The following is a 23,538-nucleotide window of genomic DNA, read 5'->3' as shown; positions in this document are numbered from 1 at the left end:
GATGCGCGCGCGACCGGTGAGCCCGTGCTGCCCACCGTGCTCGCTACCGGCGGTGCGGGCTGGATATTTGGTTGGCTGGCAGAACATTCCGGCAGCCTCAGCGCGCCAATGCTGGCGCACTTGGCAATCAACGAGTCCGCCGCGGTGGCGGCGCTGACCATCCAGCGGCGGTCGCGGGCTAGTCGGCGGTAGTCGGCACGTCGCGGCTGTCGGCTGCAAGCTTGTGCGGCTCGGTCTCGGTGTCGTCGATGCCGAAGCTGATGATGCGGCGTGGGGTAATCCGAATGATCGCGGTGTCGATCCCGTCATCGTTGGGCTCCGTGCGCCGCTCGCCGGACTCGGCCGGTTCAGCGGTCCCTCTAATCTCCAGGCACCGCACCCGCCACGGGTTGCGGGACAAGATGTCGTCGATCACCAGTGCGACGGTGTTGTTGGAAACCACGTTGCGGAACTTGCGGCTTTTCGACATCCGGTACCCATGAATGTCCAAGGTGCCCAGATCTTCGTTGTAGCTGAAGCCGACCGGATTGTTCTGCAGTGTCCCGTCCGGCTGGATGGTGGCCAGCCGGGCGAGGTCGGCAGACTTCATGAACTCAATTTCATGCGATTTGAACGACATAGGCCCACGCTAGAGTCTCAACTTCAGTTGAGGTCAAGGGTGAGACGCTAGGGGGATGGCCGCCCGACATAACGCCGACCCGGTAAAGGCCCGTGAAGCGGTCCGGGCTGTCGAAGACTGGCTGCGCGACGACACCCGTCCGGCGCCCAGTCGTGCGGACCTGGCGGCGGCAGTCCGGCTCACCGCGCGCACGCTGGCCGCACAAGCGCCGGGCGCCAGCGTCGAGGTCAGAATTCCGCCATTCGTCGCGGTGCAATGCATCTCCGGGCCGAGGCACACCCGAGGCACACCGCCCAATGTGGTCGAGACCGACCCTCGAACGTGGCTGCTGCTGGCCACCGGACTGCTGGCGGTACCGGACGCCGGCGCCGCCGGGGCGCTGCGTCTCTCCGGCTCGCGTGCGTCTGAGATCCAGACCTGGCTGCCGCTGGTGCGGTTGGCCGGTTAGGCCAGCGGCGCGAGCCCGGAACGCACCAGATCGACACTGGCGGCGACGATTTCACCCAGGTCGCCAGTGCAGCCGTCATCGCCCCACTTCTGAACCGCCACCACAAGAGCCGCCGCCAGGGTGGCTCCCGCGACCTCAGCGACGAGGTCGAGGTTGGGAACGCCGGCGTAGCGGGCCTTGATGAAGTCGGTCAGCACCTCGGCGAACGACGACTGCACCACTCGCAAATGCGCGGAGATGCGCTCGGCGGATATCAACGTCGAACGGGCGATCGCGGCCTGGCGAACCACTTCCACGTCGTGCGGGAAGCTCGTCACGCTGGCCAACACGGCATCGAACAGGGTCTCCGAGGCGGGTCGTTGCGCCAAGGCCTCGGCCAGCCAGTCCAGGTGGGTGTCGTAGTCCTGGAACAGGACTGCTTCCTTGCTGGGGAAGTGCCGGAAGAATGTGCGCTCGGTGACGCCGGCCTCGGTGGCCAGCTGCGTCACCGTCACATTGCCGAAGCCGTTACTGGCGAACTGCGCCAGAGCTACCCGGCGCAACGCCTCGTGCGTCGATCGCCGGCGCAGCTCGTGAAGGTTGATCGGCTCCGTCATCGCGCCAGATGCTATCGCGAATTCCCGGACTATGTCAGTACTGACATCTTCCTATTGTGTCAGTACTGACATATTCTGCTGTGTGCGCGGCCGGGTAGGGGCCTAACGAAGGGATCCGAGCCATGACTGACTATGACGCGATCGTTGTCGGCGCCGGGCACAACGGCCTGACGGCGGCGGCCATCCTGGCTGGTGCGGGCCTGCGCACGCTGTGTCTGGAGGCAAACACCTATAGCGGTGGAATGGCCGCGACGGTCGAGCTCATCGACGGATTCCGCTACGAGATCGCAGGGTCGGTGCAGTTTCCCACCGCTCCCCAGATCACCAAAGAGCTCGGCCTGGATACCCTTCCGACCGTCGACGCCGAAGTCATGTCGGTCAATATCGGCGAGTCCGGTGAGGAGCCGATGATCTTCTACCGCGATCCGATGCAGCTGATGACGCATCTCGGCGAGAAACACGGCGCCGACGCGATCATGGGCATGGCCGAGTTGATCGGCTGGAGCCAGGGGCCGGCGAAAGCGCTGGGTCGATTTGAGGTGCGCACACCACCGAAAACGCTCGACCAGATGTATTCCTGCGCAGCCACGGAGGCCGAACGTACGGCCATCCATCAAATGCTGTTCGGCTCGGCGATGGACGCCATCGACCGCTACCTGCCGGACAAAGAAAAGCACGCGATCATGCGCGGGATGCTGGCCTTTCTGGCCGTCAACTCCACCTATCGCGGACCGTACACGCCCGGCAGTGCCACTTGCCTGGCCTTTGCGCTGGCGGTGCCCGACGACAGCACCGCGATGATGACCAAACTCGCCGGCGGTATCGGAGCGCTCACCGAACACCTCCATGAGCTTTTCGTCTCCCGTGGCGGCCAGATCCGCTTCCGGGCCAAAGCCGAGAAGATCCTCGTCGAGAACGACCGTGTCATCGGCGTACGACTCCGCGATGGGTCCACCATCAGCGCACCCGTGGTGGTATCCAACCTCGCTCCCGATCTCACCCTCACCGACCTCGTCGGCGCGGAGCACCTGCCCGCGGACTTGATCACCCGGCTGACCGGTCGCGACCACCGTGCCGCATTCATCCAAATGCATTTCGCTCTCGACGGCCTGCCGGAGTTCGCGCCGCCCTACGAGCTGCTCAACGAACCCGGCATGCAGCAGTCCATCGGAATTTTCGGCTCACCCGAGGAACAGCAGCGCCAGTGGGAGATGTGCACCCGCGGCTTGGTGCCCGACAATCCATCGCTGGGCATGCAGATACCGTCCTGCATGGACCCTGGACTGGCGCCGCCGGGCAAGCACGCGGCGAGCGCGTATGCCTACGCGTTTCCCGTCGAAGCCAGCCGCGACCAGCACGGACATCTGAAAAACGAGATGGCGCAACGGGTTATCGACAAGATCACCCGCTATGCGCCGAACTTCCGCGACATCGTCATCCGGCACATCACTTTCGCGCCGTACCACATGCAGACCATGTTCGGGGCACCGTCGGGTGATTTCTGCCACGGGCTGCTGCATCCCGATTTGATGGGGCCCAACCGGCCCGGGCCGAAAGGGTTCGTCGACTTGCCGATTTCGATCAGCGGGCTCTACCTGGCGAGCGCCGGCTGTCACGGTGGGCCCGGCATCACGTTCACGCCCGGCTACAACGCCGCGTATCAAGTGCTCGACGACGTCGGCGCCAGTTCCGGTCGTGATTAGACGGAAGTGACTGCTGGGATTGGTGTGGCAAAATCAGCTAAGAGCTGAACCGAAAATGCCTGCCGCAGGCCAGATAAGCGGGTCAACACGCTGGTCGGATTCGGTTGCTTGGCCGCGGTCATCGTAGACTGCATTACGTCACCAATCGCCTCCCGGGGAGCCGCCACATCGTGACCGCCCAGCAGCCATTGCCCGCAGAAAACCTGGAAAACCCGCCCGGCGAAGAATGCGGTGTATTCGGCGTATGGGCACCCGGCGAACAAGTCGCCAAACTCACCTATTTCGGGCTTTACGCGCTGCAGCACCGCGGCCAGGAGGCCGCTGGTATCGCCGTGGCCGACGGGTCCCAGGTGCTGGTATTCAAGGACCTCGGCCTGGTCAGCCAGGTTTTCGAAGAGCAGACGTTGGCGGCCATGGAGGGCCACGTTGCCATCGGGCACTGCCGATACTCCACCACCGGCCAAACCACCTGGGAGAACGCACAACCGGTGTTCCGCAACACCGCCGCCGGCACCGGGGTGGCGTTGGGGCACAACGGCAATCTGGTGAACAGCGCCGAGCTGGTCGCTCGTGCCCGGGCGGCGGGATTGATGCACACCCGGGTTCCCTTCGCGGCCACCACCGACTCCGACATGCTGGGCGCGCTGCTGGCCCACGGTGCCGCCGACTCCAGCCTGGAACAGTCGGCGATGGAACTGCTGCCGACAGTGCGTGGCGCGTTCTGCTTGACGTTCATGGACGAGAACACCCTCTACGCCGCGCGCGACCCGTACGGCGTGCGGCCGCTGTCCCTGGGACGGCTGGACCGCGGCTGGGTGGTGGCCTCCGAAACCGCTGCTCTGGACATCGTCGGCGCCTCGTTCGTCCGCGACATCGAGCCGGGCGAACTTCTGGCGATCGACGCCGACGGCGTCCGGTCCACCCGCTTCGCCAACCCCGAACCCAAGGGCTGCATTTTCGAGTACGTCTACCTGGCACGACCGGACAGCACGATCGCCGGCCGCTCGGTCCACGGCGCCCGGCTCGAGATCGGTCGTCGGCTGGCCCGCGAATGTCCGATCGATGCCGACCTGGTGATCGGCGTTCCGGAATCCGGCACACCTGCCGCGGTCGGCTATGCGCAGGAGGCCGGTATCCCCTACGGGCAAGGCCTGATGAAAAACGCCTACGTCGGGCGGACGTTCATTCAGCCGTCGCAGACCATCCGCCAGCTTGGAATCCGGCTGAAGCTAAATCCGCTCAAGGAGGTCATCCGCGGCAAGCGGCTCATCGTCGTCGACGACTCGATCGTCCGGGGCAATACCCAGCGCGCTCTGGTCAGGATGCTGCGCGAGGCCGGCGCAGTGGAGGTGCATGTGCGGATCGCCTCGCCGCCGGTGAAATGGCCGTGCTTCTACGGCATCGACTTCCCTTCGCCGGCTGAGTTGATCGCGAACGCCGTCGAAGACGAAGACGAGATGCTCGAAGCGGTACGGCATGCCATCAACGCCGACACGCTGGGATACATCTCGCTACGGGGTCTGATCGCCGCGACCGAGCAACCCACCTCGCGGCTCTGCGCGGCCTGCTTCGACGGCAAGTATCCGATCGAGCTGCCCAGCGAGACCGCACTGGGCAAAAACGTCATCGAGCACATGCTTGCCTCCACCGCGCGGGGAGCCGTGCAGGCCGCAGAGGTCGTGGCCCAAGCCAGTCTGGCGGCTCGCGAAATTTCCCCGGAAGCGGAGCAGGCCTCCGTGCTGCGCCACCCCTAGCTCAGTGGACGGGTGGCCGATACGCGTGTTCGGCGCCGACCGGTAGCCTTTATCGACGATGGCCGACCTCACAAAAAAGTCCGGAAAAGACCCGGCCGCCCCGGGCGCTACGTATGCATCGGCCGGAGTCGATATCGAAGCCGGGGACCGCGCTGTCGAATTGTTCAAGCCGCTGGCATCCAAAGCCACCAGGCCCGAGGTACGCAGCAAGCTTGGTGGATTCGCCGGATTGTTTGCGCTGCGTAGTGATTACCGCGAACCGTTGCTGGCGGCGTCCAGCGACGGCGTCGGCACCAAGCTGGCGGTTGCGCAGGCGATGGACAAGCACGACACCGTCGGCCTGGACTTGGTGGCGATGGTGGTCGACGACCTCGTGGTCTGCGGCGCCGAGCCGATGTTCCTGCTGGACTACATCGCCTTGGGCCGTATCGTGCCGGAACGGCTCAACGCGATCGTCGGCGGTATCGCCGAAGGGTGCATCCGTGCGGGTTGCGCCCTGCTCGGCGGCGAAACCGCCGAACACCCCGGTCTGATCGAACCGGACCACTACGACATTTCCGCCACCGGCGTCGGCGTAGTCGAAGCCGACGACGTTCTTGGCCCGGACCGGGTCAAGCCGGGGGACGTCATCATCGCGATGGGATCGTCCGGTCTGCACTCGAACGGATACTCGCTGGCCCGAAAGGTTCTGCTGGAGATCGACCGGATGAACCTGGCCGGTTACATCGAAGAATTCGGCCGCACGCTTGGCGAAGAGCTGCTCGAGCCGACTCTCATCTACGCCAAGGACTGTCTCGCGCTGGCCGCCGAAACCCAAGTCCGGACGTTCTGTCATGTGACGGGCGGCGGGTTGGCCGGCAATCTGGAACGCGTCATCCCGCACGGGCTGGTCGCCGAGGTCGACCGCGGCACATGGACGCCCGCGCCGGTGTTCGGGATGATTGCCCAGCGTGGCAGGGTCGCTCGCGCCGAGATGGAAAAAACCTTCAACATGGGCGTCGGGATGATTGCCGTGGTGGCGCCGGAAGACACCGACCGGGCGCTGGCAATACTGACCGCCCGGCACTTGGACTGCTGGGTGCTGGGCGCAATCAACAAGGGCGGGAAAGAAAGCCCACGAGCCAAGCTCGTCGGGCAACACCCAAGGTTCTAAAAACCAACTTCAACCGATAACAACGCGGGCCGGAAATGGCCGGAAAACCCGGCTTTCAGCGCCGCCACTCGCTCTCGTCGCTCCAGGGGTCTTCGCCGTCTGACGGGTCGGCGTCGTCATCGCCCGACCCGGACAGCTCGCGCTGAAGCCGCTCGAAATCGGTCTGCGGTGAGCTGTACTTAAGTTCTCGAGCAACCTTGGTCTGCTTCGCCTTAGCCCGGCCGCGGCCCATGGGGGAACCCCCTCGCGCAATAACGGAGCGGCCCAACGAGCAGGCGGCTCCGATCTTTTGTCTTTATTGTCCTGCCGACAGCTTACCGTGCCCGATGGCTGTGCGCTGTTGCACCCCGCACCTTGTGCGGCACGTCGTTCAGACGTTCATCGCGGCGTTCCCCTCAATCGCTCGACGGCCACCCGCCCGGCGCCGGGCCCATCGAGCGGCGGCAGCGAGTCGGCGTCGATCGCTGCGGGCACCTCGGCGTCGCGGCCGGTAATGAGGGCGGTATCGGCCGGTACCCCGCGCTTGAGTAGCGCGAGCGCCACCGGGCCGAGGTCGACGTGTTCGACCACGGTTCCAAGCCTGCCCACCGCGCGGCCGTTGGCCAGCACCGCGTCGCCGGTAGTCGGCCGGTCCGCCGACCCGTCCAGGTGCAACAACACCAGCATGCGGGGCGGTTTGCCCAGGTTGTGCACCCGCGCGACGGTCTCCTGACCGCGATAGCAGCCTTTGTCGAGGTGGACGCCACCCAGCCCCGGACCGCCGATCCAACCCACTTCGTGCGGGATCGTCCGTTCGTCGGTGTCGACGCCGAGCCGCGGGCGCACGGCCGCCACCCGGTGGGCTTCGTAGGCCCACACCCCGGCCGGGCGCAGCCCCGCCTGCGTCAAACGACGCTGTAGGTCGGCGGACTCGCGCCGGTCAACCAGCACGTCCAGCTCGACTTGGCCAGCTGGCGCCCCGATCATCCGTCGTACGAAGCCGGTCCCGGGCATCGGCACCGCGGTCATCTCGGCGGGCAATGCATCCAATCCGAGCGTCTTCAGCACGGCTGGTTCGGCCAGCTGCGGCCCCAGCAGCGACAGCACCGCGACGTCGGCAGGGGCGGGGGTCACATCCGACCAGAAGACCATCTTGCGCAGATAGTCCAACAGCGGCTCGCCGCGCCAAGGCTCGGTGTCGAGATAGGTGATGGCGCCGAGCTCGGTTTGGACCCAGTGATCTTCCACCCGGCCCTGCCCGTCCAGGCTGAGGTTTTGCGTGCTCGCGCCGTCGGGAAGCTCGCTGACGTGCTGCGTCGAGATGCTGTGCAGCCAGGTCTGCCGGTCGGCGCCGGTCAGCGTGAGCACCCGACGGTGCGAGCGATCGATCAGGACGGCGCCGGTTTCGGCTGCACGTTGCTCACCCAGCGGATCGCCGTAATGCCAGATCGCGCCGGCGTCGGGCCCGGTATCGGGGGCGGGAACAGCGGACACACACCAACTCTACGGGTCTACGGCGTTAGGCTTCTGGTCCATGACAGGCCAGCCGGGCGTGGTCGTCACGCTCGACGGCGAGGTACATCCGTCGGGGACGCCACTGCTGTTCGCCGACGACCTCGCCGCGGTACGTGGCGACGGCGTATTCGAGACATTGCTGGTCCGCGCCGGCGGCGCGTGCCTGGTGGAGGCGCATCTGGGCCGGCTGAGCCACTCCGCCAAGCTGCTGGACCTGCCGGAGCCGGACCTGGCGGGTTGGCGACACGCGATCGACCTGGCGGCGCGGGGGTGGGCGGCGGGCACCGCCGATGAGGGTGCGATGCGTTTGGTCTACAGCCGCGGCCGGGAACGCGGGTCGGCGCCCACCGCATACGTGACCGTCAACCCGATCGCCGATCGGATCACCGCGGCCCGCCGCGACGGGGTTGCCGCGGTGACGTTGCCCCGTGAGCTGCCCGCGACCGGTGTCGAGGCGATGCCGTGGCTGCTCGCCGGCGCCAAGACGCTGTCCTACGCCATCAACATGGCCGCTCTGCGACATGCCGGCCGGCAAGGCGCCGGCGACGTCATCTTCGTCAGCTCGGACGGCTACGTTCTGGAGGGCCCTCGTTCGACGGTGGTGATCGCCGTCGGTGGTGCAGGGGCCAGCGGCAACGTGTGCCTGCTGACGCCGCCGCCCTGGTATCCGATCCTGCGCGGTACCACGCAACAGGCGCTGTTCGGCGTCGCCCGGGCCAAGGGCTACGACTGTGACTATCGCGCTCTGCGTGTCGCTGACCTTTTTGCGGCGCAAGGGATTTGGTTGGTATCGAGTATGACGCTGGCGGCGCGCGTCCATACGCTCGACGGCCAGGCACTGCCCAGTGCCCCGTTGGCGACGGAATTCGCCGGACTCGTCGACGCCGCCATCGTCAGCGATCGCTGAAATCGGTTGTCGGCGCAACCCTGAGCGAGTACGGTCGGCCGTACACAGGGAAGGAGGTGGTCCGCGAAATTGATAGCTCAATGGACTTGTGAGGTGGCTGCACGCTAGCTGCACCAGGCGAGGAATCACCTGCGCGCGCTGGCGAATTCCCCGCAGTCACCCGGCCCCCGAGCCTCCGGTTTGTCCAACCAGGAACTACGGCTCGGGGGCTGCCCATTTCTCGGGGTCAGCTTGCGAACCGCGACAGATTGGGCTCGGCGCCTCAAACACCCTCTGCGGCAACCGCTATGGCGTCACCTTGGCCGACATCTGGTCGGCGATCTGGCCCGACCCTCCAGTTCGTCCCGCGCAGGACACCGCCGGTCGGATCGTCGTGGACGATGATCTACAACTGCCGCAACGACTCGGGCCGCACCCCAGGGGCATCTGGATTCGCACCGCGCCGCAACCGCGCGGCAACCGTGGAGCGCGCCACAGACCATCTTCCGGGCGGGTGACTGGCTCTAACCGCCGACGGCCGTATCATTGCCCCACTAATCCGCCCAGAGTTGGGAGGCGCCATGACGATCTCGCGCCGAACCGCCCTACGGCCGATAGTTGCTTGCGCCGTCATAGTCGGGTTGTCGAGTTGCTCATCCGGGCAGCAATCGACGCCCGCCCCCGCACCCGGCGCGACGGCGTCGTCGGCGCAGCAATCGACGCCCAGCCCCGCACCCGGTGGGACGGCGTCGTGCTCCGCGCCCGCCGGCGCGGGCGCGGTCCTCTCCCGGCCGACCGGCGTCGTTGACTTCAGCCTTTATCGGAAAGACAAGGAGCCCTTCCCGCCCGCAGTCTTCACCGACCAGGCTGTCAGTGGCGTGGATCTGCTGATCGGGTGGGACCCCCTGGAACCCGCCGCGGGAACCTATGACTGGTCGGTGCTCGATTGTCTATTCCAACAGGCACACGCGCACGGCAAATGGGTCGGATTGTCCTTGATCCCCGGCTTCTTGAGCCCGCCGTGGGTATTCACGTTGCCGGGTGTGCAATCACAAAGTTTCCAATTCTCCTACAGCGGCAAAGCGCCGGCCCGGCCGCTTCCGCTGCCCTGGAACCAGGCCTACCTGCACAGCTGGTTCGACTTCCTCGGAGCCGTGGCGAACCGCTACGCGTCTAGCCCCGAATTCCGGTTGATCCAGGTGGCCGGGCCGACATCGGTGTCGACCGAAATGTCGCTGCCGGACCGGACATCCGGCGATACCGCGCTGCCCCCGGACACACGCGGCTCCGACGTCGCGGAATGGACGAGCCTTGGCTACACGCCCGCGAAATTCACCGATGCATGGAAAGAGGCCTTCGACCAGTACCACCGGCTGTTCCCGAACCAGTATCTGGGCCTGGCGCTGTACCCGGGGCTGCCCATCGGCAACGACGGTCGGCCCGACCAGCGGCAGAAAGAAGCAACCCGAATAAGCGTCATCGCTGCGGGCATGCGGTACAAGCAGCAGTTCGACCTGCAGGAGGACGGCATGAAGGGCGGAGCGACACGGCCGACGGACGCCGCCTACAACCTCGTGCGGGCCCACTGCGGCGACATCGTCACCGCATTTCAGGACGCCGTAACGATGTCTCCCGCCGACCCGGGATCCCTGACCCGCGCCCTGGACTGGGTCTCGGCGGCCGGGGTGGACTTCTGGGAGGTGTACACCCCGGACGTAACGAACCCGTCGCTGCACCCGATTCTCGCGACGGCGAGCACGAAACTCCCCGCAAACAAGAGCTGCGCTCCTGCCCGACGAACACCTGCCCAACGACGGCCTCGCTAGGCACTGGGACGCACCGTATACTCCGCCGTTGAGCGACCAGGCGCTCATCTCGACCACGACAACCTCGCGGCGCCGTTAGCCGACGAACCGCGATAGCCGCGCCGACAGGTGCGGCACCAACCCCCCGTCGGCGTCCACCCGTTCTTCCACGTAGGCCAGGTCGCCACCCTCGACGATGCCGTAAAGCCGCTTGGCGCCGCCGACCAGCACACCCGACCGGCTGCGGGCCAGGGCATCGGTGGCCAATTCCCACGACGACTGGTTCAGCGGGCGCCCGTAGAACAGTTCGACGTAGCCGGCGGAGTGCGCCAGCAGCAACTCGATGGCCTGTGATTCGGTCGGGTCGTCGGGTTCGTTCACGAAGCGCCAGTAGCCGGTTTCACGCAAGTCGGGTCCTTGGTAGTCGCCCGAACCGGTGAGCCGCCAGGACCGGGCTTCCCAATTGAGATAGTCGCCGCCGTCGTGTGAGACCACGATCTGCTGCCCGAACCGGTAGTCACCGTCGGCTCGGCGGCCCTCTCCCTCGCCGCGCCAGACGCCGACCAGCGGAAGCAGAGCCAACAAGGCGTCGTTCAGGTTAACGCCTTCGCGCAGGTTTGCGGTGTCCGCGGGGATGGGCAGGTCGTCGAAGACGGGGATGTTGCGGCTCGCGGTCACCTTGGCACGTTGGGCGGCTGCGGCGACGGCACGGTCCGCGGAACCGGGCGCACGGGCCGACTCGTCGGGCCTTTCTAGGCCTTCAGCTTCACTCACGACTCGTCGGTGATCAGCCGATACAACGCATACAGCGCGAACCAGGAGATCGCCACCACCGCCGCGATCAGCATGATCTCGAAGAACAGAACCACGGCGACGAGTCTAATCGGTACGGGGGCTGCGACTGGCCGGGGAGACCGGTCAGGCGATCTTGACGTCGACCTCGTGGATCCCCGCGCCGGACGGGTTCACCGCCGCGTCGCCGTTACCTGCCGCGGACAGCGCCCGCAGCGTCCAGGACCCTGGTGCGGCGAAGAACCGGAAGTCGCCGGTGGCCGACGCGACAACTTCGGCGGTGAACTCGTCGGAGGAGTCCAGCAGACGTACGAACGCGCCGCCAACGGCCTCGCCGTTGCCGTCGACGACCCGACCGGTGATCACCGTCTCCTTCTCCAGGTCGACGCTGGCGGGCAACGTCTGTCCTTGCTTTGGTGCAGAGCACATATCAGCTTCCCAACTCGATCGGGGCGCCCACCAGGGAGCCGTATTCCGTCCAACTGCCGTCGTAGTTCTTGACATTTTGGTGTCCGAGCAGCTCGCGCAGCACGAACCAGGTGTGCGACGACCGCTCACCGATCCGGCAGTAGGCGATGGTCTCCTTCGACCCGTCCAAACCGGCGCCGGCGTAGAGCTTGGCCAGCTCGTCGTCGGACTTGAAGGTGCCATCCTCGTTGGCCGCTTTGCTCCACGGCACGTTGATCGCGCCGGGGATGTGGCCGGGCCGCTGGCTTTGTTCCTGCGGCAAGTGGGCCGGCGCCAGGATCTTGCCCGAGAACTCGTCGGGCGAGCGCACGTCGACGAGGTTTTTCACGCTGATCGCGGCGAGCACCTCGTCGCGGAACGCCCGGATGGTGTTGTCGGGCGCCGTGGCCGTGTAGGACGTCGCGGGACGCGTCACCGTGTCCTTCGACAGCGGTCGCCCATCGAGCTCCCACTTCTTGCGGCCACCGTCGAGCAGCTTGACGTCGTCGTGGCCGTACAGCTTGAAATACCAGTAGGCGTAGGCGGCGAACCAGTTGTTGTTGCCGCCGTAGAGGACCACGGTGTCGTCGTTGGAGATACCGCGGTCACTCAGCAGCTTGGAGAACTGCTGGGCGTCGACGAAGTCGCGCTTCACCGGGTCCTGCAGATCGTCACGCCAGTCCAGCTTGACCGCGCCGGCGATGTGGCCGCCGTCGTAGGCGCTGGTGTCCTCATCGACCTCGACGAGGACGACGTGATCGGCATCGAGATTGCTCTGGGCCCAGTCGGCGGAGACCAGGACGTCGGAGCGTGGCATGTTGGGAATCCTTTCGGTCGTTAAGACGATGTGCTCGGGGTTGGCTTTAGCCGCGCGACGAGCGGGTAGAGCTGGCAGCCCAGGCAGATCCCGAAAGCTGCGTTGAGAAACGCTGCCACGAGTGCAGCGCCGGTGGCGATGACGCCGACGAGGGGCGCGCCGGCGGCGAACCCGGCCGTGCCGACTACCGCGAAGATCAAACCAACCAGCTGGGCGAACTTCAGCGGAGGCACCGGCTCACGCTCGCGGACCGGTGCCAAGCGTGGGGCCACGACTTTGGCGAACACGAGGCCGTAGGGATGACGACGCGGGCCGCCCACGGCGCCGATCGCGAAGATGACGGCTTGCAGGCCCAGAATGACCGCGGCGGCCAACGGGCTGACCCCCGAGACAAGCAGGGTGATCACCAGCACAACGGTGGTGACCCAGGCGGCGAAACGCGGCCCTCGAACATCGACCTGGTCGGCGGTTTTGGGGCTCGACATCATGCTGCTCCTAAGTGCTCTGTGCACGGGTATGAGGGACGCACGCCATGGTGTTTGTTCCTGGCTGCTCCGAGCGCGGCGCGAGGAAGCGCGGCTACTCAGCGACTACAACAACAGCAGCAACCCGCGACGCGGCACAGATCTACCGTGCGGCGCTTGGTGAGCAAGAGCTCCAGCCGGGTTGACACGTCGATCAGTTTACCCATCGGCTCGGTGGTCAAGCCAACAGCTCGGACAGCGCTGAGCGTAAGTCGCCAGCTTTGGGCACACCCGACGCTCGGTATCGCTGGCGCCCGTCGACATCGAAGATGAACGTGGTGGGTAGCGACAGCACCGAAAGCCGCCGCGCCGCATCCGGATTAGCGTCCATATCGATTTCCACATGCGCCACCCCGCCAAGGTCTTCGCTGACCTGGTCGATCACTTGGCGCACCCGGGCGCACGGCCCGCACCACGTCGCGCTGAAGTGCACGAGGGTCGGTCCGGTGCCAGACAGGCCGAGGTCGCTGGTGTCCACTTCGCGAGTCGATTCGGGATCTGATGCCCGGACGGCGCCGGCACGGCGGGTGAGCAGCCACCCGAGGCCGGCGGCCAGTGCGAGCCCGCCCAACGCCGCCACGATCGCGGTGATCACGTGCGCCGCTCTCCCCCGCAAGCGGGTGGGGGTACCCCCAGCCGCGCAGCGGCGAGCGGGCGTGCCCCCACCCCATCGCTCCGCTCTGCATCGCGGCTGGCGCGAATCATGGCTGATTAAACCCGTCGAGGGTAATGGTTAATCCCGTGGTGATTCCCTCGATGATCACGTCGGAGCCGCGGGCGCCCTGGCTCGTGGGCGCCACCCCGAACGGAAGTCTTTGGTCGGGCAGCCTGCCGGCGAACGCGGCGAGCACTGCGTCGCGCTTGTCGTCGGGAACCTTCTGGTTGGCGGTGTTCGGGCCGGTCAACACCCCGGTGGGGGTGAACACCAGCGTGGTCTTATCGTCGCCAGCCATCGAGAGGTCGACGGAGACGCTGACCTGCTTGTCGAAGTGGGCCGATTTCGGGGTGCCGGTGAACACCAGACCATGGTTGCTGGAAATCCCCGATTCGGTAGTGCCGCCGGTCGCGTTGTTGGTCTCCTGCGGGGGCGCCTCGACCATCAGGTCGCGCATACCGATGTAGCGGCCGAGATGCAGCGAGTCGATGATGATCCGGCTCTCCAGCTTGCCGAGCAGAAGCTTGGCGTCAGGCCGGATCAGCCACGACGCGTCGGTCAGGTCGACCGAGTGCATGGTGGCCTCCAACGTGGCCTTGCCGATCACGGGACGATCTACTCCGGCGGCCTTGATCTCCACGTCGTCGTAGCGATCCCGCATCGCCTGGGGGATTACCGGGAAGCCGAGAATCGCGACGAATGGGTCGAAGCCCAGGTGACCCGCCTCGCGAACCGTGCGGGACAGCCGATACTCCGCATAGATGCTGGTCCCAAAATCGACAGCCGCGGCCCCGACGAGCACGATCACGATGGCCAGCACCAACGCCGTCGCGCCGACCAGCACCTTACGCATCCGCATATTCTGGCCTACCGCGCCATCGTCCCCACCGGGGATCGGGTCTGCCCATGTCGCCCTCAGAGCGTTCCGGTATGTATCGTCCCCGCGCTGAACACTAGGGTTCACGCTATCGTTAAATAACCTGGCCGATAACTTCACTTCTCGCCATGAATTTGGGAGACGCCTTTCCCACGACGCTGGAGGGGCTTGTTTGGACTTGCTACTGCTGACCGCGGAGCCGCACCCGGACGTGGTCCTGCCGTCGTTGTCGCTGCTCGCCCATACCGTGCGCACGGCGCCGCCCGACGTTTCTTCCCTGCTGGAAGCAGGTAGCGCGGACGTATTGATCGTCGACGCGCGACTTGACCTGCCTGCAGCGCGCGGCCTGTGCCGATTGCTGGGTTCGACGGGCCGCTCGACTCCGGCGGTGGTGGTGGTGAACGAGGGCGGCCTGGTGGCCGTCAACGCCGACTGGGGTCTGGACGAGATCCTGCTGCCCAGCACCGGGCCCGCCGAGATCGATGCCCGGCTGCGACTCCTGATCGGCCGGCGCGGCAGCCTGCAGGACCAGGAAAGCGTTGGCAAGATCACGCTTGGCGAACTGGTGATCGACGAGAGCACCTATACGGCCCGGTTGCGCGGACGTCCGCTGGACCTCACCTACAAGGAATTCGAGCTGCTGAAGTACCTGGCCCAACATGCCGGCCGGGTATTCACCCGGGCACAGCTGTTGCACGAGGTGTGGGGATACGACTTCTTCGGTGGCACGCGGACGGTCGACGTGCACGTGCGTCGGCTGCGGGCGAAACTGGGGCCGGAGTACGAATCGCTCATCGGCACCGTACGCAACGTGGGCTACAAGGCGGTCCGCCCGACCCGCGGTCGGATGCCGGGCAGCGAGCCCGCGCCCGAGGACAACGAATTCGATGCAGAGAGTCGCCAAGACCCGCTGGGCGATCCGCTGCGCAGCCAGTGACGTCACCCGAGTGGCGGGTGGTGCTGGCCGCGGAGGAGCAGCAGCAGATACGTGAACTCGTCAGCGTGGCGGCGGAATTCGATGAAGTGGTACCGGTCGGTGAGCAAGTTCTGCGGGAGTTGGCGCATCGGCGCACCGGGCACCTGCTGGCCACCGGCCATGATCCCAGTGGCGGCGAGCGAGACAAGCGGGTAATTGGTTACCTGAATCTTTCTCCGGGGCAGGAAGATCGGTTCGGCATGGCGGAGTTGGTGGTGCACCCACAATCCCGCCGACGTGGTATCGGCGCCGCAATGATACATGCCGCATTATCTAAAACCGCTGGGCGGAACCATTTTTGGGCGCACGGAACGCTGGAGTCGGCGCGAGCGACCGCCTCAGTATTAGGTCTGGTGCCGGTTCGAGAACTCATTCAGATGCGCCGCTCGCTGGACGGCATCGCAGAACCGGCGATACCCGACGGGGTGCGCATCCGGACCTATGCCGGTGCCGCCGACGACGCGGAGCTGCTGCGGGTCAACAATGCCGCGTTCGCCGAGCACCCAGAACAGGGCGGCTGGACGGCAACCGACCTGGCCGAGCGACGAGCCGAGTGGTGGTTCGACCCCGAGGGGCTGTTCCTGGCCGTCGACGAGCAGACGGACGCCCTGCTCGGCTTCCATTGGACGAAAGTGCACGCGCAAGAGCCCGGCCTGGGTGAGGTCTACATCGTCGGCGTCGATCCATCCGCACAAGGCACCGGTCTGGGTGGACTGCTGACGTCGGTGGGCGTCGCGTTCCTGGCGCGGCAACTTGCCGCAGCAACGCAACCGACGGTGATGCTTTACGTCGAGTCGGACAACACCGCCGCGTTGCGGACCTATCGGCGCCTGGGATTCACCCAGCACAGCGTCGACACCGCCTACGCGGCGTCCACACTGGGCTCTACCAGCGGCGGCGCCGGCCTCCGCTGAGCTGTTCACTGGGCGTTCACGTGACAGGCGGATGCCGTCTACGCCTGGGGCATACTTTCCGGATAGCCCGGCTATGGCTGCTGGGAGACTCAGTCGTGGACAAAGTCATTGAGAAAGTGAGAGCGGTGAAGCTTCACCGGCTGGGGAGGGCGTTGGTGGCGGCGGTATCGACGAGTGTGGCCGTAAGCCTGATGTTGACCGGCTGTGGTAGCAACAACAACCTGCACGGCATGACGGCACCGACGGGGCCGGTGAACTGCGGCGGTAAGAGCGACCTGACCGCTGAGGGCTCCGCGGCTCAGCAAAACGCGATCGCGTTGTTCAATCGGGACTGGGCTCAGCTGTGTCCCGATAAGCAGCTGGCATACAACCCGACCGGGTCGGGCGCCGGACGTGAGCAGTTCATCGCCGCCCATGTGGATTTCGCCGGCTCGGACTCACCGCTCAGTCACGACCAGCTCGATCCGGCGGCCAAGCGCTGCAACGGGAACCCGGCCTGGCATCTCCCGATGGTTTTCGGGCCAGTCGCGGTCGCCTACCATCTGGACGGCGTCAAGCAGCTGGTTGTCAACGCTGACGTGCTGGCCCAGATCTTCAGCGGCGGGATCTACAACTGGAACGATCCGGCCATCGTCGCACTCAACCCCGGTGTGGCACTGCCCGACAAGAAGATCTCGCCGATCTACCGGTCGGATTCCTCGGGTACCACCGACAACTTTCAGAAGTATCTGGCCGCGGCCGCCCCGAAGAGTTGGACCAGGGGCACCGGCAGTGAGTTTCAGGGCGGCGTAGGGGAGGGTGCGCAGAAGTCCGCCGGCGTCATCCAGGCCGTGCAATCGACGCCCGGCGCCATCGGGTACGTCGAGAAGGGCTTCGCCGACCAAAGCGGCGTGCCGTACGCGCAGATCAACGACGGCAGCGGCGCGGTGGCGCTCAGTGACGACGCGGCGCGCAAGGCCATCGACAGCGCTACCTTCGCGGGCGTGGGTAACGACTTGAAACTGAACCTGAAGTCGCTTTACAGCACCAAAGCGGCCGGTGCGTACCCACTGGTGCTGGCCACCTACGAGATCGTCTGCTCCAAGGGTTACGACCCGGCCACCACCGCCGCGGTCAAGTCGCTGTTGACTGTGGCCGCCGACAACGCTCAAAGCGGTCTTCCCGCCGCCGGGTACATTGCATTGCCGGATAAGTTCAAACGTCGCCTGCTCGCCGCGATCAACGCGATCCAGTGATCAAGCCGATTGACCTGTGGCCGAAGGCTTTTGATTGATGAGAACACAGTGACAACGCCGAACCCGGCCGATGCAGGTTCGGGTGACGTCGTCGCCGCAGCTTCGCTCGAGCCGACGGCTACCCGCTCCCTGTCGTGGGCCAACAGCAAAACGGGCCGTGGCGAACGGCTGTTTCACGGCCTGTCCGAGGGCTCGGGAGTCTTGATCGTCGTTCTGATCGCCGCGATCGGCGTATTTCTGCTCGTGCGCGCGATCCCCGCCTTGGCGCGCGACAAGGAGAATTTCTTCACCTACGGCGGCAACTGGGTCACCACGAACACCTCGGCGATGCATTTCGGCATCTTCGATCTGCTGCAGGTGACGGTGTTGGCGGCGTTGTTCGCCCTGATCCTGGCGATGCCGGTGGCCTTGGGTATCGCGATTTTCCTCACCCAGTACTCGCCGCGCCGGATCACCGGACCGCTGGCCTATGTGGTCGACCTGCTCGCCGCGGTCCCGTCGATCATCTACGGGGTCTGGGGTCTGTACGTGCTGGCACCGCGGTTGCGACCGATCGCGACCTGGCTCAATGAACACCTCGGCTGGTTCTTCCTGTTCGCCACCGGCAACGTCTCGGTTGCCGGTGGCGGCACCATCTTCACCGCCGGGATCGTGCTGGCGGTGATGATCCTGCCGATCATCAGCGCGGTCACCCGCGAGGTGTTCGTCAAAACGCCGCAGAGCCACATCGAGGCGGCGCTCGCGCTCGGCGCGACCCGCTGGGAGGTGGTCAAGACCACCGTGCTGCCGTTCGGACGATCCGGCTACATCAGCGGCGCCATGTTGGGACTGGGCCGAGCGCTGGGTGAGACCGTCGCGTTGCTGATCATTCTGCGCGGCACCCAGGCGGCGTTCGGCTGGTCGCTATTCGACGGCGGCTACACCTTCGCGACCAAGATTGCGGCCACCGCTTCAGAGTTCAACGACCAGTACAAAGCCGGTGCCTACATCGCCGCCGGGTTGGTGCTTTTCCTGCTCACGTTCGTGGTCAACGCGATGGCGCGCGCCGCCGTCGCCGGCAAGGACATCCGATGACCTCGATCCTGGACCGCCCACTCAAAGCGCGCACATTCACCGGTGTCAGCCTGCGGCGACGGCTGGCCAACGCGGTCGCGACGGTGCTGGTGACGCTGTCGGTGGCGGTGGCCCTGATACCGCTGGTCTGGGTGCTGTATTCGGTTGTGACCAAAGGTCTTAACGCCGTCAGGTCCAGCGAGTGGTGGACGCATTCCCAAGCCGACATGACGGTGTTCTTACCTGGTGGCGGCGCTTACCATGCCATCGTCGGCACGGTTATGCAGGGCCTGGTATGCGCGATCATCTCCATACCGGTCGGCATTTTCGTCGCCATCTACCTGGTCGAATACGGCGGCGACACCCCGCTGGGCAAGCTGGCCACATTCGCGGTGGACATCCTCACCGGGGTCCCGTCGATCGTGGCCGCGTTGTTCATCTACGCGCTGTGCATCGCCACACTCGGCTTTCCCCGGTCCGGTTTCGCGGTGTCGCTGGCGTTGGTATTGCTGATGCTTCCGGTGATCGTGCGTTCGACCGAGGAGATGCTGCGGATCGTCCCGGCGGATCTGCGCGAGGCCAGCTTCGCGCTCGGCGTGCCGAAGTGGAAAACGATCACCAGAATTGTGCTTCCAGCCGGGCTGTCCGGCATCATTACCGGCGTCATGTTGGCGCTGGCCAGGGTGATGGGAGAGACCGCCCCGTTGCTGATCCTGGTGGGCTATTCGCAGGCGATGAACTTCGACATGTTCACCGGCTTCATGGGGTCGTTGCCGGGCATGATGTACGACCAGACCTCGGCAGGTGCGGGTGCCAACCCAATTCCCACCGATCGGCTATGGGGCGCCGCCCTGACGCTGATTCTGCTGATCGCCGTTATTAATGTGGGGGCCAGGGTGGGCGCGAAAGTCTTTGCGCCCCAGACGCTAGGCAGGAGCTTCAGTGGCTAAGCGGTTAGATCTCAAGGACGTCAACATCTACTACGGCTCGTTCCAGGCGGTCGCTGACGTTTCGCTAACCGTGCTGCCCCGCAGCGTCACGGCATTCATCGGCCCGTCGGGATGCGGCAAGACGACGGTGCTACGCACGCTGAACCGGATGCACGAAGTCATCCCCGGTGCGCGCATGCAGGGTAGCGTCCTGCTCGACGATGACGACATCTACGGCTCCGGTATCGACCCGGTAGGTGTGCGTCGTGCGATCGGAATGGTCTTCCAGCGGCCAAATCCGTTCCCCACCATGTCAATTCGCGACAATGTGGTGGCCGGGCTGAAACTGCAGGGCGTCCGCAACCGAAAACTGCTCGACGACACCGCCCAATACGCGCTGCGCGCTGCAAACTTGTGGGAAGAGGTCAAGGACCGGTTGGACAGGCCGGGCGGCGGGTTGTCCGGCGGTCAGCAGCAGCGGCTGTGCATCGCACGGGCCATCGCCGTGCAACCCGATGTGCTGCTGATGGATGAGCCGTGCTCGTCTCTGGACCCGATCTCGACGATGGCGATCGAGGATCTGATCGCAGAGTTGAAACAGGAATACACCATCGTCATCGTCACCCATAACATGCAGCAGGCGGCGCGGGTCAGCGACCATACCGCGTTTTTCAACTTGGAGGCTGTCGGAAAGCCGGGCCGCTTGGTGGAGATCGACGACACCGAGAAGATCTTCTCCAACCCGACTCAGAAGGCCACCGAAGACTACATCTCCGGCCGCTTCGGCTAGCCGGACTTGGCTACGGCTTCGTCGTCGGGGAAGCGACCTGTGGCCTGGAAGATGACCCGACGTGCCACCTCGACGGCGTGATCGGCGAACCTCTCGTAGAACCGGCCCAGCAACGTCACGTCCACCGCTGAGGCCACCCCGTGCCTCCACTCCCGATCCATCAATACGGTGAACAGGTGGCGGTGCAGGTCGTCCATCGCGTCGTCTTCTTCGCGAATGCGCGCGGCCTTTTCCGGGTCGCGGGACTGCAGCACTTCTTGCGCGCTGTTACCCAATTCCACAGCCACCCTGCCCATCTCGGCAAAGTACCCGTTGACCTCTTCGGGTAATGCATGCTGCGGATGGCGCCGACGGGCGATCTTGGCGACGTGTAGGGCCAGCGCCCCCATCCGGTCGATGTCGGCGACCATCTGAATTGCGCTCACGATCGACCGAAGGTCGCCGGCGACGGGTGCTTGCAAGGCGAGCAATACGAAAGCGCTCTCCTCGGCGTGGGTGCTGAGCTCTGCGATCTTCTCGTGATCGGAGATGACCTGTTCGGCGAGCACCAGATCGGCCTGTAACAGCGCCTGAGTTGCGCGTTCCATCGCCGCGCCGGCCAGCCCGCACATCTCGCCGAGTTGTTCCGAGAGCTCAGCGAGTTGTTCGTGGTACGCGGTCCGCATATCGCAAGCCTACGTTCTGAATCCGCAGACCGGCATGAACCGGCATGAAGTGGGGCATGAACTCACGGTGAATGCGAGTTTTCGTTCAGTTCCTCGACGGCGGTTGCCGCTATCCGCAGGTGGTGTCGGCGGCGTTGGTCACCGACAAGTCCTCCGGAAGCTTCGTCGGTGGTGTGCTGGTATTGCGGTCGACCTGCACACTGACCGACGAGCCGGCGGGCGGGGGAGCGCCGACCGAAGAGAAGTCCGGGCCGAGCACCACCTGCACCACTTGCCCAATTCCGGTGACCCGCTCGACCTTTGGGTTCGCCAACGACGCCGCCACGGTGGCGGCGGCCTTTTCGTTGCCGGGCGAGAAGAACACTGTGGTCGATTTCAGCGAGCTCGGGTAGTCGTCGGGCGTCTTGACCTTGAAGCCGTGGTGTTTCAGCTCGGTGCTGGCGATGGCGGCCAGACCCGACTTGGCGGTCGAGTTCGACACCTGCACCGTGACGTCCTGCGGTGCCGCCGTCACGGCCTGGACCTGCTCGGGATGCGGCACGGCCGACGGGCTGGCCTGGGGTGCCTTGCTGGTCAGCGACTTTGTCGGCGGGCTCGATGTCGCGTTCAGGTCGTTTTCGCCCGGCAGCGGATCGTCGTTGATGATCGCGTCGAAAAGCGCCCGCATGTCTGAGGTGCGGGGTGGTTCGTCGCCGTTCTCGTCGGTGACGCCGGTCGGCACGGTCACGAAGGAGACATGGCCGGCGGACATGCCCTGCACCGACTGGCCGAGCTGGACGAGGTCTTTGGTCTTGACGTTGTCGACGTAGCTGTTGTTGATGAACATGTTCACGACGTTGTTGAGCTTGCTCAACGAAAAGAAGGTGTCCTGGGAGATCAGCGAGCGCAGCAGCGACGACAGGAAAAGCTGCTGGCGCTTGATGCGCCCGTAGTCGCCGTTGTTCTCGGTGGTGACGTTGCGGGCCCGCACGTAATTCAGTGCGGTTTTCGAGTCGATCAGCTGACGTCCGGAGTGCGCCAGCACGGTGCCCAGCTCATAGTCCTTCAGCGGGGCGGTGCTGCACACCTCCACGCCGCCGATCGCGTCGACCATCTTGGCGAAGCCGGCGAAGTCAACGGCGATGAAGCGATTGATGCTCAGGCCGGACAGCTTCTGGATTTCTTTCACCAGACACTTGGGCCCGCCGAAAGAGAAGGCCGAGTTCAATTTCGTCTCGGTGTAGACGTTTCTCGGGCCCCACTTCTTGGCATCGGAGTCATAGATGGGGCCGTATTTCCCGGTGTCGGGGTTCCATGCCTCGCATTGCATCGGGGTGATCGCCAGATCACGCGGAAACGACACTGCGACAACGCGTTTCCGGTTTGCTGGGATGTTGACCAGCATGACGGTGTCCGACCGGGCGCCGCCGGCGTCCTCGGTGTCGCCGGCGCCCATATCGCCGTTCGCCCCGGCACGGGAGTCGATGCCGACAATCAAAAAGTCCTCGTCGCCGTACTGCCCGTTCGGGTCGACGATGTCCCGCGACTGAGGGTCCAGTGCGCTGACCGTGTTGAGTCGGTGGTTCTTTGTTGCGCTCCACTGCCAAGCCCCGCCGGTCAGCGCGAGCGCAGCGGCCGCAATCGCGGCGGCCGTCAAGCGGCCGGCCAGCATTACCCCGTTGCGCCTGCGCCTCGGCTTCCGCTCGAGAATCTCGTCAGCTGCCGGCTCGTCGAGGATCCGCGCCGGTCGGGTCGCGACCGGCGTTCTCGGCAGAACGCCGGTCCGCTCGGTGTCGGCACCGCCGGTGCGAGTCTCGAGGTGGCCGGCCTCCAAGTCGGGCAACGGAAAGTCATAGGCCGGGGAGACCGGCATGGCATAGGCGTCGTATCCGTCGTCATGCTCGTCGCCGGGCCTGGTTGGGGCCGCTGCCGCCGGCTCGAGGTCAGGTGCCGCGTGATGCCGGCTCGGCCGGGTCGCGGTCGGTCCGCCGATCTTCGCGATCAAGTCGGCGACGGTGAGCCCACCATCGGTATGGCATCCATGTGGCTCGCCGTCTTCGTCGGCGACAGGCTCGGTTGGCGCTGGCGGTCGTAGTGACCGCCGGGGGGCGACGGCGACTCCTTGCGAGGGCGCTCCGAATCGTTCCCACGGCGCGACGCCTCGCGATCGCGGCGCCGTTGCGGTAGGCCCTAGATCGTCACCGGCGACGCCCGAGGCGCGCCGACGACCGGAAGCGGCATCAGGAGTGGCTTTATCGGCGCCAAAGTCGCCGTCACTCATGTCCTACCCGGCCTCCGAATCTGATGAGGTGCCTGACTTGCTGTGCGCGTACAACAAGGCAGCGCCGGCGCTGGCAGTGCTGCAAATCCATGCGACCGGTTGGTCGCGTCGTGTTTGTCGGTCGTGCCGCGGCGGCGGCCGAGCTT

General features: G+C 65.6%; 26 protein-coding genes. 13 read left to right on the top strand and 13 right to left on the bottom strand.

Annotation, left to right across the window (positions count from 1 at the left end):
* On the top strand, nucleotides 1-192 hold a 192-nt coding region (locus VNW74_RS12745; RefSeq protein ID WP_325677283.1), incomplete at its 5' end, for a CPBP family intramembrane glutamic endopeptidase.
* On the opposite strand, the gene VNW74_RS12740 is transcribed toward VNW74_RS12745, so the two are convergent.
* Nucleotides 179-619 carry a PPOX class F420-dependent oxidoreductase gene (locus VNW74_RS12740; protein WP_325677281.1) on the bottom strand — a complete coding sequence of 147 codons (441 nt, stop codon included), beginning with the start codon at nucleotides 617-619 and terminating at the stop codon, nucleotides 179-181. The two genes, VNW74_RS12745 and VNW74_RS12740, sit on opposite strands and share 14 nt — an antisense overlap.
* A 55-nt stretch (nucleotides 620-674) precedes the next feature.
* On the opposite strand from VNW74_RS12740, the gene VNW74_RS12735 reads away from it, so the two are divergent.
* On the top strand, nucleotides 675-1,067 hold the full coding sequence (locus tag VNW74_RS12735) for a sterol carrier family protein (protein WP_325677279.1): 393 nt from the start codon (nucleotides 675-677) through the stop codon (nucleotides 1,065-1,067).
* On the opposite strand, the gene VNW74_RS12730 is transcribed toward VNW74_RS12735, so the two are convergent.
* Entirely contained in the window at nucleotides 1,064-1,663 is a 600-nt protein-coding gene (locus VNW74_RS12730; RefSeq protein WP_325677277.1) for a TetR/AcrR family transcriptional regulator, read from the bottom strand. The genes VNW74_RS12735 and VNW74_RS12730 overlap by 4 nt on opposite strands.
* 122 nt (nucleotides 1,664-1,785) lie before the next feature.
* Here VNW74_RS12730 and VNW74_RS12725 point away from each other — a divergent pair, with 122 nt between their 5' ends.
* From VNW74_RS12725 to purM, 3 genes are all read left to right on the top strand, one after another.
* Complete coding sequence (locus tag VNW74_RS12725; protein ID WP_325677275.1) at nucleotides 1,786-3,366, top strand: NAD(P)/FAD-dependent oxidoreductase; 1,581 nt, start codon at nucleotides 1,786-1,788, stop codon at nucleotides 3,364-3,366.
* A gap of 170 nt (nucleotides 3,367-3,536) precedes the next feature.
* Nucleotides 3,537-5,120 carry an amidophosphoribosyltransferase gene (gene purF / locus VNW74_RS12720; RefSeq protein WP_325677273.1) on the top strand — a complete coding sequence of 528 codons (1,584 nt, stop codon included), beginning with the start codon at nucleotides 3,537-3,539 and terminating at the stop codon, nucleotides 5,118-5,120.
* A gap of 58 nt (nucleotides 5,121-5,178) precedes the next feature.
* A complete protein-coding gene (gene purM, locus VNW74_RS12715; protein WP_325677272.1) occupies nucleotides 5,179-6,273 on the top strand; it encodes a phosphoribosylformylglycinamidine cyclo-ligase in 1,095 nt (364 codons plus the stop codon).
* Nucleotides 6,274-6,328: 55 nt separating this feature from the next.
* Here purM and VNW74_RS12710 read toward each other — a convergent pair whose 3' ends face one another.
* Nucleotides 6,329-6,505, bottom strand: coding sequence for a DUF3073 domain-containing protein (locus tag VNW74_RS12710; RefSeq protein WP_325677270.1), 177 nt, complete (start codon nucleotides 6,503-6,505; stop codon nucleotides 6,329-6,331).
* 146 nt (nucleotides 6,506-6,651) lie between these two features.
* Nucleotides 6,652-7,746: a folate-binding protein YgfZ gene (locus VNW74_RS12705; RefSeq protein ID WP_325677268.1), complete on the bottom strand. Its 1,095-nt coding sequence runs from the start codon at nucleotides 7,744-7,746 to the stop codon at nucleotides 6,652-6,654.
* Between the two features lie 58 nt (nucleotides 7,747-7,804).
* Between VNW74_RS12705 and VNW74_RS12700 the strand changes: the two genes are divergently transcribed.
* Nucleotides 7,805-8,674 carry an aminodeoxychorismate lyase gene (locus VNW74_RS12700; RefSeq protein WP_325677288.1) on the top strand — a complete coding sequence of 290 codons (870 nt, stop codon included), beginning with the start codon at nucleotides 7,805-7,807 and terminating at the stop codon, nucleotides 8,672-8,674.
* Between the two features lie 560 nt (nucleotides 8,675-9,234).
* Nucleotides 9,235-10,479 (top strand): hypothetical protein, encoded by a 1,245-nt coding sequence (locus tag VNW74_RS12695; protein ID WP_325677266.1) that lies wholly within the window; start codon nucleotides 9,235-9,237, stop codon nucleotides 10,477-10,479.
* 75 nt (nucleotides 10,480-10,554) lie between these two features.
* Here VNW74_RS12695 and VNW74_RS12690 read toward each other — a convergent pair whose 3' ends face one another.
* The 7 genes from VNW74_RS12690 to lmeA form a co-directional block, all read right to left on the bottom strand.
* Nucleotides 10,555-11,232, bottom strand: a complete 678-nt coding sequence (locus tag VNW74_RS12690) for an FABP family protein (protein ID WP_325677264.1) — start codon at nucleotides 11,230-11,232, stop codon at nucleotides 10,555-10,557.
* Between the two features lie 144 nt (nucleotides 11,233-11,376).
* Nucleotides 11,377-11,679 carry a DUF1416 domain-containing protein gene (locus tag VNW74_RS12685; protein WP_325677262.1) on the bottom strand — a complete coding sequence of 101 codons (303 nt, stop codon included), beginning with the start codon at nucleotides 11,677-11,679 and terminating at the stop codon, nucleotides 11,377-11,379.
* 1 nt (nucleotide 11,680) lies between these two features.
* Nucleotides 11,681-12,514 carry a sulfurtransferase gene (locus VNW74_RS12680; protein WP_325677260.1) on the bottom strand — a complete coding sequence of 278 codons (834 nt, stop codon included), beginning with the start codon at nucleotides 12,512-12,514 and terminating at the stop codon, nucleotides 11,681-11,683.
* A 20-nt stretch (nucleotides 12,515-12,534) separates the two neighbouring features.
* Complete coding sequence (locus VNW74_RS12675) at nucleotides 12,535-12,999, bottom strand: DUF4395 domain-containing protein (RefSeq protein WP_325677258.1); 465 nt, start codon at nucleotides 12,997-12,999, stop codon at nucleotides 12,535-12,537.
* Between the two features lie 98 nt (nucleotides 13,000-13,097).
* Complete coding sequence (locus tag VNW74_RS31900) at nucleotides 13,098-13,205, bottom strand: Ms5788A family Cys-rich leader peptide (RefSeq protein WP_414686670.1); 108 nt, start codon at nucleotides 13,203-13,205, stop codon at nucleotides 13,098-13,100.
* Between the two features lie 11 nt (nucleotides 13,206-13,216).
* The gene (locus VNW74_RS12670) at nucleotides 13,217-13,630 is read right to left on the bottom strand and encodes a thioredoxin family protein (RefSeq protein WP_414686669.1); all 414 of its coding nucleotides are present in this window, start codon (nucleotides 13,628-13,630) and stop codon (nucleotides 13,217-13,219) included.
* Nucleotides 13,631-13,739: 109 nt separating this feature from the next.
* Entirely contained in the window at nucleotides 13,740-14,552 is an 813-nt protein-coding gene (gene lmeA, locus VNW74_RS12665) for a mannan chain length control protein LmeA (protein ID WP_325677254.1), read from the bottom strand.
* A 190-nt stretch (nucleotides 14,553-14,742) separates the two neighbouring features.
* Between lmeA and VNW74_RS12660 the strand changes: the two genes are divergently transcribed.
* The 6 genes from VNW74_RS12660 to pstB all read left to right on the top strand — a co-directional run bounded on the left by VNW74_RS12660 (nucleotide 14,743) and on the right by pstB (nucleotide 20,467).
* Nucleotides 14,743-15,507, top strand: a complete 765-nt coding sequence (locus VNW74_RS12660) for a response regulator transcription factor (protein ID WP_325677252.1) — start codon at nucleotides 14,743-14,745, stop codon at nucleotides 15,505-15,507.
* Nucleotides 15,504-16,460: a mycothiol synthase gene (mshD, locus tag VNW74_RS12655; protein ID WP_325677250.1), complete on the top strand. Its 957-nt coding sequence runs from the start codon at nucleotides 15,504-15,506 to the stop codon at nucleotides 16,458-16,460. The genes VNW74_RS12660 and mshD overlap by 4 nt, the downstream gene beginning before the upstream one ends.
* 125 nt (nucleotides 16,461-16,585) lie before the next feature.
* Nucleotides 16,586-17,695: a phosphate ABC transporter substrate-binding protein PstS gene (gene pstS / locus VNW74_RS12650; RefSeq protein ID WP_325677286.1), complete on the top strand. Its 1,110-nt coding sequence runs from the start codon at nucleotides 16,586-16,588 to the stop codon at nucleotides 17,693-17,695.
* A gap of 129 nt (nucleotides 17,696-17,824) precedes the next feature.
* The gene (gene pstC, locus VNW74_RS12645; protein ID WP_414686668.1) at nucleotides 17,825-18,769 is read left to right on the top strand and encodes a phosphate ABC transporter permease subunit PstC; all 945 of its coding nucleotides are present in this window, start codon (nucleotides 17,825-17,827) and stop codon (nucleotides 18,767-18,769) included.
* Complete coding sequence (gene pstA / locus VNW74_RS12640) at nucleotides 18,766-19,698, top strand: phosphate ABC transporter permease PstA (RefSeq protein WP_325677246.1); 933 nt, start codon at nucleotides 18,766-18,768, stop codon at nucleotides 19,696-19,698. The genes pstC and pstA overlap by 4 nt, the downstream gene beginning before the upstream one ends.
* Nucleotides 19,691-20,467 carry a phosphate ABC transporter ATP-binding protein PstB gene (gene pstB / locus VNW74_RS12635; protein ID WP_325677245.1) on the top strand — a complete coding sequence of 259 codons (777 nt, stop codon included), beginning with the start codon at nucleotides 19,691-19,693 and terminating at the stop codon, nucleotides 20,465-20,467. Before pstA ends, pstB begins: the two co-directional genes overlap by 8 nt.
* On the opposite strand, the gene phoU is transcribed toward pstB, so the two are convergent.
* A complete protein-coding gene (gene phoU, locus VNW74_RS12630) occupies nucleotides 20,464-21,132 on the bottom strand; it encodes a phosphate signaling complex protein PhoU (RefSeq protein ID WP_325677244.1) in 669 nt (222 codons plus the stop codon). The genes pstB and phoU overlap by 4 nt on opposite strands.
* Before the next feature lie 109 nt (nucleotides 21,133-21,241).
* Nucleotides 21,242-23,392 carry an LCP family protein gene (locus VNW74_RS12625; RefSeq protein WP_325677242.1) on the bottom strand — a complete coding sequence of 717 codons (2,151 nt, stop codon included), beginning with the start codon at nucleotides 23,390-23,392 and terminating at the stop codon, nucleotides 21,242-21,244.
* Between the last annotated feature and the right edge of the window lie 146 nt (nucleotides 23,393-23,538).

It is taken from the genome of Mycobacterium sp., assembly GCF_035570115.1.
Taxonomy (GTDB): domain Bacteria; phylum Actinomycetota; class Actinomycetes; order Mycobacteriales; family Mycobacteriaceae; genus Mycobacterium.
The sequence above is the reverse complement of the archived record's forward strand: the minus strand, read 5'-3'. Positions and strand labels throughout refer to the sequence as shown.